The following is a 12,246-nucleotide window of genomic DNA, read 5'->3' on the forward strand; positions in this document are numbered from 1 at the left end:
GATTTTTGATCATAAAAAAGATATAGTGAGCATGCTTTATGTCATCTCATAAATAATAAAAAACATACTTTTCATCAGGTTAAATAATAAATATGGCTTATTTTCGCGGTATTTTCTTTCTGTTGATGATGATTCTCTCATCATCCGCTTTTGCCATTAACTGCCAACGTGCCGCGACACCGGTTGAGTACACTGTGTGTAGTGATGAGGATTTACATTGGCTGGATCAGACATTCAGTGACATTTATCAGGCAATGCTAGTGAAATATGATACTGAAACTGTTTACCAACAGCGGCGAGCATGGGAAAAAGCCCTAAATAGCTGTACCAGTGATAGTTGTATTCAACGCGCTTATTTTCAGGGCATTGCTTCCATGTCTGATATTGATAAAAATTTCGGCTGGAGTGGTCAATGGTGGAATATCACCAAAGGGAATGACCGTGGCGGTATTATCAAAATTAATCGAGTCACAGAGTGGGGATTCAGTATTGATAGTAGTGCCTGGTCGGGTGAAAATGCGGGTAATTTCCGAGCAGAGGCCCGTAAAGTTGAAGGGCTGGCCGTAGTTGATGTCATTGAAAATACAACGAATTGTCGGTTACTGTTGATTCCAACAAAAGATGGCTCCATTCAGGTCCATAGCAACGGTAGCTGGGGGTGTCGTATTTCGATGCCAAAAGATGTTTTTATTGATGGTCAATATGTTAGGGCAGAGAAAGATCCCAGAGAGGCACCAAGTTTACTCTCCATTGGTATTTTTACGGATGCCGCTGTCGATAAATCATTCCGTGATTTAGTCGGCGAGAATTATGAGCAATTTGTTGCGTCGGCAAACGTCTACATTTATAGCCATGACCTGGATAACCGAGGTGCAAAAGTACTATCGACCTGGGTGAGAGGTGCCGCAAATAAACGGGCATCGATAATTATGTACAGCCGTACGGGCCAAATATGGGCCGCCTTTGTCGCGCCAGAAAAAGATGGCAGCTTACGTGTTCACTATTTTACTAATGTGCCTGAAAATAAAGAGAAAAGACCAAAAACAATTATGGAGTGGCAGCAGACGTTTATCGATAATTAAATCCTGCGTTCTTGAAGCTGCAGGGTTGTTAGCTGCTCACGCTCACCCGAATCACTTACTTGAGTAAGCTCATCGGGATTTGCTTGTTTGCTGCCTACCTGCAACTCCAATAACTTTTGATTACCTCCTGCGTCTTGAAGCTGCAGGGTTGTTAGCTGCTCGCTATTATTTTTCTCTTCGAGGCCGCTGCAAGCTGCATTGAAATCCGAATCACTGAGTTAGGTCAGTGATTCGGGATGCCCAGCTTTATTCCAGCGTACCAATCACATTCAGTGCCATATCATCGGGCACTTCGTTATAAGACAATACATTTAACCCATTGCAGAATAACCGAGCATAACGCGCAATTACTGGCCGTAACTGCGGTGTTACTAACAAAATCGGTTGGTGATTCTCCGCTTTCATCTGTTCTTTAATGATGGGCATATTTTGCTGTAGCTGGGCCAAGATATTCGGATCGACAGGGAAATTATCCAATACGACTTTTCCTGCTTGCTGTGCCTGATTAAGCGAACCAAGTAACATATTCTCTAATTCGTTATTGATGGTATAAACCGCCAGGTTTTTATCATCGCCATTGATGCTATTGACGATCCCAGTTCGTAATGCGTAACGTACATCAGAGGTCAATAAAAGAGCATCTTTGGTTAGGGTGGCACTGTCCAATAATGCGGTGGCGATGGTAACAATATCCTTTAGCGAAACATTATCGGTTAATAACTGGCGATACACTTTCAACAGCAAACTGAAATTAAGCGCGGTGGTTAAATCTTCGGCCAATCGTGGTGATAATGATTCAAGGCGTTGTTGTAATTGAGTTATATCATCGTAGTTAAATAACACGGGTAAATGGTCACGTACTACTTTATTAACATGGGTAGCAACCACACTGGCGCAATCTACTATCTGATAACCAAAGTTTAGGGCACTCGTTTTATCTTGCGGCTCTATCCATACTACAGCCAGGCCATAGGTTGGGTCTGTCGCCAGAATACCATCTACTTCCCCATATTGTTCTGCGGTCGGGATTGCCATCAGTTTATCAATATGAACTTCTCCCCCTGCGACTTTGACACCATTAATATTGATACTATATTGCGACGGTTTTAACCGAAAATTTTCCCGCACTTTAACTTCGGGTAATAAAATTCCGCAGGTTTCCGAGATAATCTGCCGCACACCACGTAGGCGTTGGGTCAGAGGCCGGCCTTTTGACTCATCGACCAGTGTTACCAATTTATAACCCAAATTTAAGCCGATGGGCTCTACAATTGGAATATTATCCCAATTGATATTTAGTGAATTATCATCAGAAATGGCTTGGTTGAGGGCTGTAAGATCGGGTTCAACATCCGCTTGCTGTATTTTTTTACTTTGCTGCCTAGCGGCGAACAACAGTAATCCGGTGAAACTGAGAAAGGCGAGATGGGGCATCCCCGGCACAATGGCGAGAATGAACATCACAAATGCGGCTGCATATAAAATGGTCGGTTTTGCCAGCAACTGATCTTTAATTTCATCAGTCATATCGCCACCATCACTGACGCGGGTGACAATAATGGCTGCGGCAGTGGCTAATAACAGCGAGGGAATTTGTGCGACTAAGCCATCACCAATGGTGAGTAATACATATTGCTGAAATGATTGGCTGGCACTGAGATCGTATTTAAAAATACCAATACAAATACCGCCGATAACATTGATCACCAAGATCATAATCCCGGCAATGGCATCACCGCGAACAAACTTGGAGGCCCCGTCCATCGCACCATAGAAATCGGCTTCACTGGCGACCTCTTTACGGCGTAGACGCGCTTGTTCTTGATTAATTAACCCGGCATTAAGATCGGCATCAATAGCCATCTGTTTTCCAGGCAAGGCATCCAAAGTAAAGCGGGCGGAGACCTCGGAAATTCGTTCAGCGCCTTTGGTCACGACCACAAAATTGATGATCATTAAAATGATAAAGACGACAAAGCCGACCACAAAATTGCCGCCAATCACTACCTGACCAAATGCTTCAATCACTTTACCGGCAGCACCTGGCCCTTCGTGACCATTGAGTAACACCACGCGGGTTGAGGCTACATTCAATGTTAAACGCATTAAGGTCGCAATTAGCAGGATGGTCGGAAATATTGCAAAATCTAGCGGCCGTTTACTGTTTACGCTGACCAATAATACCAATACAGCCAAAACAATATTAAAGGTAAATAAAATATCCAATACAATCGGGGATAGAGGCAAAATGACCATTGCCAATACACAAAGTAATAATATTGGAACAGTGATGTGTATCTCTTTCAATATATGTGCAAGATTATTTAATTTATTTTTCATCATGGAATTTTTGCATCTCTTTGGGAATACCAAGGCGGGTATTTAATACCGGTTTATTGGCCAGACCAGAGCGCCAAGATTTGACCTGCATAACATAAGTCAGTACTTGAGCGATGGCGCGATAGAGCTGGGCTGGAACCTGTTGGTTGACCTTGGTGGTATGGTAAATAGCCCGTGCTAAAGGTGGGAACTCAACAATTTCAATATTGTTTTTTTTAGCCACGCTCCTGATATATAAAGCAATATCATCTTTTCCTTTCGCAACAATATAGGGAGCGCTGGCCTTCTCTGGCGCGTATTTTAATGCAACAGAGAAATGTGTTGGGTTGGTAATAATAACATCGGCATTAGGCACTGATTTATTAATCTGCCCCATTGCAAATTGCCGTTGTAATTGACGCACCCTGGCTTTAATTTCTGGATTACCATCATTACTTTTATGTTCTTGTTTGACCTCCTGTTTGGTCATCTTCATTTTCTTGGTGAAGAGATAAGTGCTTAGTGGAATATCTATGGCGGCAAATATCACAATAATAGTAATGAAATACACCAAAATACCGTGATAGAGGCTGAAGCCTTCAGTAATAGCTTCCTGCAAGGGGAATGCTTGTAAACGCAATAAATCAGCCAGTGAGTTTCTGACCACCAGATACAGGGTGTAAAGCACAATGCTGCACTTTGCCAACATCTTCAGTACTTCAGTCCCATTGCTGGCGGAAAATATTTTTTTAATACCCGCCAACGGACTGAGCTTTTTAAAATCAGGCAGCAATTTTACTGGGGTGAAATTCCAGCCCCCAGGAATTAAGGTTGCCAATATACTGATCAATGGAATTGGGGTCAGTGTGACTAAAAATTTACTGAAAATCAGCAGATTGACTCGTAGTAATTGTTCCAATGCGGTGGGGTCATTCATCCTGCCGGCCATGCGACTAACGGCTAGAAATGACTCTTTAATCAGCTCTTTGTAATAGGGGAGAAAGAGTGTCAGCGTGATTAGCGATGCGACTAATCCTGCCGCCATGGTCACATCTTTTGAGCGCGGAATATCCCCCTTCTTTCTGGCTTTCGTCAGTTTTCCCGTGGTGGGTTTTTCGCTTTTCTCTCCGCTAGAGGTCGACATCAGCGCACCTTCATTCGTTCAAGTTGGGTCAGGATCTCGTTGGTTAAATTGAGATAGTGATCCGGTACATTTATTGCCAGTAACAGCAGACAAAGCAGGCCGAATAACATGCCGATTGGAAACCCTAGTGAGAATAGGTTTAGCGTCGGTGATATACGATTCAGTAAGCCAAAAGATCCCTGAACAATCAGCATGATAAAGGTTGTTGGTAGCGCCAGCAGAGTAGCGGATGACATGATCCAACCGAGGCTTAGCGCCAGAGAACGCAGCGAAAAGTCATTGATAGCCTCACCTATCGGCCAACTGACGAAACTTTTGTACAGGATGGTGACAAACAGTAAATGCCCATCCAACGTAAAAAAAATGAGGGTACTAAAGACAAAAATAATCTGTGAAATCACTGTCGTAGAGGCACCGCTAGTGGGGTCATTCATCACCGCCATACCTAAGCCCATATTCATAGATAAAATCTGCCCTGCGGCCTGTAATGCGGCAAAAACCAATTGCAACATTGAGCCAAATAACCAGCCCCACAAAATTTGCTCACCCGCCAGCAAAAGTGAATTCATGGATAATAATTCTCTGATAATCACCGGCTGATTAAGCATCGGGGTGATCAGTACAGCGAGCAGTAAGGCGGTGCCAATTTTTGCTTTGCGGGTAAAGGCATGATGTTGAATCACTGGGCAAAAGTGCAAAAACGATAAAATCCGCACAAAAGGTAACCAGAGTGCAAATAGCGGCGTTGTTAGCGATTGAATATCAATTCCCATCACTGTTTATCCCACCAACTGCGCGGCTTGATGGAAAATATTGATGGTGAAGTCACTCAGCTTGGTCAGCATCCATTTGCCAGCAAAAATCAACACCAACATGGTCATTACCAACCGCGGCAGGAAGCTGAGAGTTTGCTCATTAATCTGCGTGGTGGCCTGAAAGATGCTGACCAGCAACCCAGTTAATAGGCTGGGGATAATGGCAACCACGGAAATGATCAACACCAGATGTAACCCCGCCGCAATAATATCCCCAGCAATATCAGTGGTCATCATGCTACAGCCCCTGCACGCTGGCAGTCAGCGTGCCAACAATTAATGTCCAGCCATCGCATAAGACAAACAGCATCAATTTAAATGGCAAGGAGACAATTAACGGTGACAACATCATCATGCCCATTGCCATCAGAATACTGGCGACAATCAGGTCGATAACCAAAAAAGGGATATAAATCATAAAGCCAATCTGGAAGGCGGTTTTTAGCTCGCTAAGAATATAGGCCGGAGTCACCACGGTAAGATCTTGCTGCTGAGGCTCGCCGGTGACCTGAGCGATATCCATCATCTGTTCCAGCGATTTAGTACTGGTTTGCGCGAGCATATAGTTTTTGAGTGGAGCTTCAGCTCGACTAATGGCTTGCGGTAAGGTGATTTCGTCATTTTGGAAAGGGATCACGGCGTCCTGATGAATTTTGGTCCATACCGGGCGCATCACTAATAAGGTTAGGGCGAGAGCAATTCCTGTCAGCACTTTATTGGGTGGGCTTTGTTGTAATCCCAAAGCTTGGCGTAATATTGCCAAGACGATAATAAAGCGGGTGAAGCAGGTCATCATTAACATCATGATTGGCAGCAAACCCAGCAACGTCATCAAGATCAGAATTTCAATTTTGACGTTATAATCTTGGCCCGCAGCCGTGGGAACAGTGCTGAACAGGGTAATTCCGCCCTCTTGTGCCAGAAGAAGGGGGGAATACAGTAATCCACTGATAAATATGCCACCACTCATTAGGATGGCCGTCATAACCCGTAGGCGGCTTAATATCATAACGCGAGTTCACCCAAGCCCTGATTGTTGAAACTGACAATACGCAGACCATATTTTTCATTGACCACAACCACTTCTGCCTGCCCAAACATGATGCCATTGACTTTAATATCCAGTGGTTCGCCAGCCAATTTATCCAACTCAATGACTGAATCGTTATTCACGGTCATCAACTCTGACAGTGGGATATCTACTGAGGCAACTTCCAGCGTTAAAGTGACAGGGATGCGGCTGAACAGTGATATTTTACGTTGCTGTTCATGCAGGTGCTCATCCATTGTGGTCACCTCAACGGCTTCGGCAGTCGGGGGAATATTGGCTGCGCTTTCTTCCATTGAGAAATTAAAGTCCAGGTCATTATTGAGTTCAAGTGATTGGTCAGTCATGGTTTATCTCATTAGTTTTGTCATTAAATTCAGATAAAAATAGCTTGCCGCGACTTTCAGTCACCACGGCGCTAAATAGAGGTTCTTTACCAATAAATACCGGAAAACTTTCTGGCAGAGTGGCGGAGATAATATCCCCTTCTTGTAATGCCATTAGTTCAGAAAATGTCAGTTCACTGAGACATAATTGGCTGGTGAGGCGTATAGGTAGTTTTCTGACTAGCTGATCAAATTGTGCTACTGATAACGTTTGTGCTTTTTTCTTTTCCCCATGAGATTCACGATTCAGTGTATTGAGGAATCGTTCTACATGGGGCAGGTCAATAAGTAATGTGAAACCACATGTCTCATAGCCCTTTAACCAAAAGTCCATACGATATGACCAATGAGTGATAGGGGCGACATTATTATTTTTTATTATTAGTGGTTCACCGAAAACCGGCTGGTTAAGAATAAGCTCGGCTATCTCAAGACTGAGTTTGTTTTTTAACCTTTCCTCTGTTTGCGTTATTGGCGAGTTATCTATGTTAGAAATAGTGTTTTTTTCTTTGGTTAAACCATAATAGTCATTAAGAATGTTAAGCAGCAGTGTCCGGTCAATATCAAATGCGACATCACCCATTTGGCTACTGAGTGTCGTCGCATTTTTATAGCTACAGTCTGTTTCGAATTTAATATCTATTAAGGTGATATTTATGCGATATTTTTTTAAGAAATATAGGCTGATGTTATTTTCAATAACAGAAAAGTAATCACCCACTATCTTAGGTATCTTATGATAAGGACGCCCTAATTTATTAATGTCGAGTGTCATTGTTTTCAGTATGGAGTCATTTTTATGAACCCTTACTTTAGCTTTGTTTTTCTGCATGGTTTATCCAGAATAATAGTCAGGCTAATTTTTATCATTACTGCCAACGGCTGCATGTAACGAGTGAGACTTATCGATGCTAGTGATTTTTATCTTGCGCAGAAAGCAAACCATACACTCGTTAACATTTGTTATTATAGAGAGTGATAATATGTCGTCATATCCTGCTTTATTAACTTTCCACTGAATTTAACAAGGCGATAATTAAATCAGGCATTACAATTCAGTACAATAGGAATTACTTTATTAATTTATTTGTTTTTTATCTAAAAATTAATATAATTTCACATAACTTGTTGTTTTTATTCTATTAATGTTTTTAATTTTTATTTAATTACTTTATTTACAAAAGGGTGTCTATAGTCTCGCCTCAATGATTTCCGTCACTACTTAATGAACCGTTATTAATGCTTTTTAGTGGTCGTTATTTTTTTTGTTGTTAAACATTTAAGAGTGGCTTTTTTCATGTCGTATTATTAGTTCTTGAAAGAATTCCATTGGCTTCACTGGGGAGTAAACACATTATGATGAATATGACTATGGATATGTTATCTAAGAGCGAACATGGTTTTGTTGCTAATGCGCCCTCCAGTGTGAGTGTATTTTCTCTTGCTCGTCGGGTCGCTGAATTTAATGTCCCAGTATTAATTACTGGTGAGACGGGGACGGGTAAAGAGTGTGTGGCAAAATATATCCATCAGAAAGCTATGGGTAATAATTCGCCCTATATCGCCGTAAACTGTGCAGCGATTCCTGAAAGCATGCTAGAAGCGATATTGTTCGGTTATGAGAAGGGGGCTTTTACCGGGGCCGTTGCGAGTGTTGCCGGTAAATTTGAACAAGCTAATGGCGGGACATTATTACTGGATGAGATCGGTGATATGCCTTTAGCTCTGCAAGTGAAATTGTTGCGAGTATTGCAAGAGCAAGAAGTTGAACGTCTTGGAAGCCATAAACGTATCCCTCTCGATATCAGAATAATTGCTTCAACCAATAAAGATTTGAGTGTTGAGATCGCTGAAGGGCGTTTTCGTCAGGATCTCTATTATCGTTTGTCTGTCGTCCCTATTCATATTTCCCCTTTGCGGGAACGGCCAGAAGATATTATGCCGTTGGTTATGGCATTTTTTAATAAATATAAAAGCTTCTTGGATGTAAAGATAAACATTACCCCTCAGGCAATAAGTGAGTTACAGACATACCCTTGGCCGGGTAATGTGCGTGAGCTGGAAAATGTTATTCAGCGCGGGATTATCATGAGTAATAACGGACTGATAGATATTCAAAATTTGGGTTTGACTGCAATAAATGACTCAATTTCGACAGGAAATGAATCGGTAGGAAATAAAGTAATACTTTCTGCTACCGATTTTGAACCTACCAATAATAACAGCAATATTAAGTTACGTGGGCGGCTGGCTCAGTATCAATACATCGTAGATTTACTGCAACGACATCAGGGAAATAAATCCAAGACAGCCGCATTTTTAGGTATTACCCCCCGCGCTTTGCGATATCGACTGGCCAATATGCGTGAAGATGGTATCGACATTGAATGTTACTCATAAAAGGAAAAGAGATGGATAAAGTCGGAGCAATCAATATGCCGCGTCTGCAATTACCGGTGATGTTGGAAATGCAGAATATGGCGGCTATGGCCGGTAGTCATATTGAGTTCAGCGCAGAGTCACCAGAACGCGCTGGGAGCCACTTATTTGTTCAGGGAAGAGAGACCAATTCTTCTTTTTCTCAGGTATTCAATCACGCGATTAACAGCGTGGATAATTTACAACATGTGGCCAGCAATCAGCAGACCGCCATGGATATGGGCATTAGTGATGATTTAACCGGCACAATGCTAGCAAGTCAGAAAGCCAGTGTGGCTTTCTCCGCGATGGTGCAGGTGCGTAATAAGCTTACCACTGCACTGGATGAAGTCATGAATATTGCGCTGTAGGGTAAATCGGTGTTAGAGAAAATTAAGCAAAAATTATCCTCTGTCAATTTGGGTAATAATCAAAAAAGCATTCTCGTGGGTTTGGCGGCAATTCTGGTCACTGGCGCGATTATTTTCAGCCTGTGGCGTAGCTCGCAGGGATATACCGCCTTGTTTGGCTCACAGGAGAATATTCCGATTGCCCAAATGGTCGAAGTATTAGACCAAGAGGCCATTGCCTATCGTATTAATCCAGATAATGGCCAAGTATTGGTGGCTGAGAATCAGTTAGGTAAAGCCCGTATTTTATTGGCGTCCAAAGGGATTGCTGCGACATTGCCGCTGGGTTATGAACTGATGGATAAAGAAACCATGCTGGGTAGTAGCCAGTTTATCCAAAATGTTCGTTACAAACGCAGTCTGGAAGGCGAATTAGCGCAAAGCATTATGGCATTGAGCGTGGTGGATTATGCCCGAGTTCACTTAGGAATGAGTGAAGCCAGCTCCTTTGCTATCAGCAACCGATCAGAAAGCAGTGCTTCTGTGGTGCTGCGGCTGAAGTATGGCCAGACTCTGAAAACAGAGCAAGTGGGTGCCATAGTCCAGTTGGTAGCCGGCAGTATTCCCGGCATGAAAGCCGCCAATGTTCGGGTCGTTGACCAGCACGGCGAGTTGCTGTCGCAAGCTTATCAGGCTGGCAGTAATGGCATGCCGAGTGTGAAAAGCGGCGCTGAGTTGGCCCATTATTTACAGAGTTCCACAGAGAAAAGTATTGCCAATCTGTTGAGCTCGGTCGTCGGCGCGAATAACTATCGTATTAGCGTGGCAACACAACTGGACTTGAGCCATGTTGAAGAAACACTCGAGCGTTTTGGCCCAGAGCCACATATTAGCGATGAAAATATTCAGCAGGAAAATGGCAACGATGACATGGCGATGGGGATCCCTGGTTCCTTAAGCAATCAACCTGCCGCTCAAATGGGCAATACGGCTCCGCCTTCAATCGTCAGCCGCAGCCAGGCGCAACGTAAATACACTTATGACCGTGATATCCGCCATGTTCGCTACCCAGGTTTTAAGCTGGAGAAGATGACGGTGGCCGTTATTCTCAATAAAGCAGCCCCAGCGCTGGAGGCATGGGCACCGGAGCAACTGAATGAATTAAAACGTTTAATTGAAGATGCTGCCGGTATTGATGTGAAACGTGGCGATTCTTTAACTCTGAACATGCTGGCATTTACTGCGCCGGGCCTGATTGAAGAGCCTGTAATCCTGTGGTGGCAAGATCCAACGACTCTCCGTTGGGCTGAAATCATCGGCATTGGTCTGTTGTCTCTGCTGTTCTTGTTATTGGGTATTCGTCCATTGATGAAGCGGCTGGCACGTCGAGATGTGCAAGGTATTGGTGTCGCCAGCACAGAAAATAATGAGAGTCAGACGGCTATCACCAGCACAACGGAAAACACCACAATATTAGAGCGGGCATTATCAACTTCTTCATTCCAGGAAGATGACAATTTGCCGCCGCAAGGCTCTGGTTTGGAAACCAAAATTAGTCACTTACAACAACTGGCCCAGTCAGAAACTGAACGCGTCGCCGAAGTCATCAAACAATGGATTAATAATAATGAACGAATTAAACCCCAATCAGAGTGATGACGCGATCGTCAATGATAGTCCTCAAGCGGTAGCACCAATACGTAGCCGGTTGGAGCAGGCTGGCATTTTATTACTGAGTATTGGTGAAGAAGCCGCGGCCATGGTGATGCAAAAACTGAGTCGTGAAGAGGTGATGTGCATCAGCCAGATGATGTCTCGCCTGCATGGGGTTAAGCTGAACCATGCGCGACAGGCTCTGGATGATTTCTTCGTCGATTATCGCGAACAAAGTGGGATTAATGGCGCATCACGCAGCTATCTCCAGGGGATTTTGAATAAAGCCTTGGGCAGTGATATCTCCAAAAGTGTGATTAATGGCATTTATGGTGATGAGATTCGTCATCGCATGACCCGATTGCAATGGGTGGGAACACCGCAATTGGCTGCGCTGATTGAGCAGGAGCATCTACAGTTGCAGGCGGTATTTTTAGCCTTTCTACCGCCAGATGTCGCCGCCGAAGTCTTGGCCTATCTGGAAAAGGGACGTCAGGATGATGTGCTGTACCGTATTGCCAAGCTCGACGATGTTAACCGCGATGTGGTTGATGAGTTGGATCGCTTGATTGAGCGCGGGGTCGCGGTGCTGTCAGAGCATGGCTCGAAAGTGGTGGGAATTAAGCAAGCCGCGAATATCGTCAACCGCATTCCCGGCAACCAGCAGCAACTGCTGGAACAGTTGGGAGAGCGTGATGAAGATGTCTTGAATGATCTCAAGGATGAAATGTATGAGTTCTTTATTCTTAGTCGTCAGAGTGAGGTGACTTTACAGCGGCTGATGGATGACATCCCGATGAGTGACTGGGCAATTGCCCTAAAAGGCACCGAGCCGGTACTGCGTCAGGCCATCTATGACGTGCTGCCAAAACGCCAGATACAGCAACTGCAAAATGCGACAAATCGTATGGGGGCGGTACCGGTTAGTCGGGTAGAGCATGTGCGTAAAGAGATTATGGCGCAGGTGCGTTTACTGGCTGAAGCCGGTGAAATCCAAGTGCAATTATTTGCTGAACAGACCATGGAGTAGG

General features: G+C 43.9%; 11 protein-coding genes and 2 pseudogenes. 6 read left to right on the forward strand and 7 right to left on the reverse strand.

All coding sequences use genetic code 11. The features are described 5' to 3' along the window. Positions 1–92: 92 nt before the first annotated feature. On the forward strand, positions 93–1,082 hold the full coding sequence (locus FTA96_RS17635) for a lysozyme inhibitor LprI family protein (protein ID WP_375541933.1): 990 nt from the start codon (positions 93–95) through the stop codon (positions 1,080–1,082). 246 nt (positions 1,083–1,328) lie between these two features. On the opposite strand, the gene FTA96_RS17640 is transcribed toward FTA96_RS17635, so the two are convergent. The 7 genes from FTA96_RS17640 to FTA96_RS17670 are packed head-to-tail and all read right to left on the reverse strand — an operon-like array spanning position 1,329 to position 7,626. Continuing rightward, on the reverse strand, positions 1,329–3,425 hold the full coding sequence (locus tag FTA96_RS17640; RefSeq protein WP_145574438.1) for a flagellar biosynthesis protein FlhA: 2,097 nt from the start codon (positions 3,423–3,425) through the stop codon (positions 1,329–1,331). Next, a complete protein-coding gene (flhB, locus tag FTA96_RS17645; protein WP_145574441.1) occupies positions 3,412–4,545 on the reverse strand; it encodes a flagellar biosynthesis protein FlhB in 1,134 nt (377 codons plus the stop codon). Before flhB ends, FTA96_RS17640 begins: the two co-directional genes overlap by 14 nt. After that, entirely contained in the window at positions 4,545–5,318 is a 774-nt protein-coding gene (fliR, locus tag FTA96_RS17650) for a flagellar biosynthetic protein FliR (RefSeq protein ID WP_145574443.1), read from the reverse strand. Before fliR ends, flhB begins: the two co-directional genes overlap by 1 nt. A gap of 6 nt (positions 5,319–5,324) precedes the next feature. Further along, positions 5,325–5,597, reverse strand: coding sequence for a flagellar biosynthesis protein FliQ (gene fliQ / locus FTA96_RS17655; RefSeq protein ID WP_050123454.1), 273 nt, complete (start codon positions 5,595–5,597; stop codon positions 5,325–5,327). Position 5,598: 1 nt separating this feature from the next. Then, positions 5,599–6,369 carry a flagellar type III secretion system pore protein FliP gene (fliP, locus tag FTA96_RS17660; RefSeq protein ID WP_144417157.1) on the reverse strand — a complete coding sequence of 257 codons (771 nt, stop codon included), beginning with the start codon at positions 6,367–6,369 and terminating at the stop codon, positions 5,599–5,601. Then, complete coding sequence (fliN, locus tag FTA96_RS17665) at positions 6,366–6,755, reverse strand: flagellar motor switch protein FliN (RefSeq protein WP_050134270.1); 390 nt, start codon at positions 6,753–6,755, stop codon at positions 6,366–6,368. Before fliN ends, fliP begins: the two co-directional genes overlap by 4 nt. Continuing rightward, entirely contained in the window at positions 6,748–7,626 is an 879-nt protein-coding gene (locus tag FTA96_RS17670) for a FliM/FliN family flagellar motor switch protein (RefSeq protein ID WP_145538231.1), read from the reverse strand. Before FTA96_RS17670 ends, fliN begins: the two co-directional genes overlap by 8 nt. Before the next feature lie 524 nt (positions 7,627–8,150). Between FTA96_RS17670 and FTA96_RS17675 the strand changes: the two are divergent. The 5 genes and pseudogenes from FTA96_RS17675 to FTA96_RS17690 all read left to right on the forward strand — a co-directional run. Beyond that, positions 8,151–8,904: pseudogene (locus tag FTA96_RS17675) on the forward strand (sigma-54 interaction domain-containing protein); the annotation flags it as partial. Positions 8,905–9,017: 113 nt separating this feature from the next. Continuing rightward, positions 9,018–9,194 (forward strand): annotated as a pseudogene (locus FTA96_RS23800) (helix-turn-helix domain-containing protein); the annotation flags it as partial. An 11-nt stretch (positions 9,195–9,205) separates the two neighbouring features. Next, the gene (gene fliE, locus FTA96_RS17680) at positions 9,206–9,583 is read left to right on the forward strand and encodes a flagellar hook-basal body complex protein FliE (RefSeq protein ID WP_145574444.1); all 378 of its coding nucleotides are present in this window, start codon (positions 9,206–9,208) and stop codon (positions 9,581–9,583) included. A 9-nt stretch (positions 9,584–9,592) separates the two neighbouring features. Beyond that, positions 9,593–11,218 carry a flagellar basal-body MS-ring/collar protein FliF gene (gene fliF / locus FTA96_RS17685; RefSeq protein ID WP_145574446.1) on the forward strand — a complete coding sequence of 542 codons (1,626 nt, stop codon included), beginning with the start codon at positions 9,593–9,595 and terminating at the stop codon, positions 11,216–11,218. Then, a complete protein-coding gene (locus tag FTA96_RS17690) occupies positions 11,190–12,245 on the forward strand; it encodes a flagellar motor switch protein FliG (protein ID WP_050145377.1) in 1,056 nt (351 codons plus the stop codon). The genes fliF and FTA96_RS17690 overlap by 29 nt, the downstream gene beginning before the upstream one ends. The last annotated feature ends 1 nt before the right edge of the window (position 12,246 follow it).

The organism is Yersinia alsatica (genome assembly GCF_902170305.1).
Taxonomy (GTDB): domain Bacteria; phylum Pseudomonadota; class Gammaproteobacteria; order Enterobacterales; family Enterobacteriaceae; genus Yersinia; species Yersinia alsatica.

Coding starts and splice junctions, on each gene's coding strand:
- fliQ (WP_050123454.1), bottom strand. CDS start 5,597: ATGATGACCACTGATATTGCTGGGGATATTATTGCGGCGGGGTTACAT.
- fliN (WP_050134270.1), bottom strand. CDS start 6,755: ATGACTGACCAATCACTTGAACTCAATAATGACCTGGACTTTAATTTC.
- FTA96_RS17670 (WP_145538231.1), bottom strand. CDS start 7,626: ATGCAGAAAAACAAAGCTAAAGTAAGGGTTCATAAAAATGACTCCATA.
- FTA96_RS17690 (WP_050145377.1), top strand. CDS start 11,190: ATGAACGAATTAAACCCCAATCAGAGTGATGACGCGATCGTCAATGAT.
- flhB (WP_145574441.1), bottom strand. CDS start 4,545: ATGTCGACCTCTAGCGGAGAGAAAAGCGAAAAACCCACCACGGGAAAA.
- fliP (WP_144417157.1), bottom strand. CDS start 6,369: ATGATATTAAGCCGCCTACGGGTTATGACGGCCATCCTAATGAGTGGT.
- fliE (WP_145574444.1), top strand. CDS start 9,206: ATGGATAAAGTCGGAGCAATCAATATGCCGCGTCTGCAATTACCGGTG.
- fliR (WP_145574443.1), bottom strand. CDS start 5,318: ATGGGAATTGATATTCAATCGCTAACAACGCCGCTATTTGCACTCTGG.
- FTA96_RS17640 (WP_145574438.1), bottom strand. CDS start 3,425: ATGATGAAAAATAAATTAAATAATCTTGCACATATATTGAAAGAGATA.
- FTA96_RS17635 (WP_375541933.1), top strand. CDS start 93: ATGGCTTATTTTCGCGGTATTTTCTTTCTGTTGATGATGATTCTCTCA.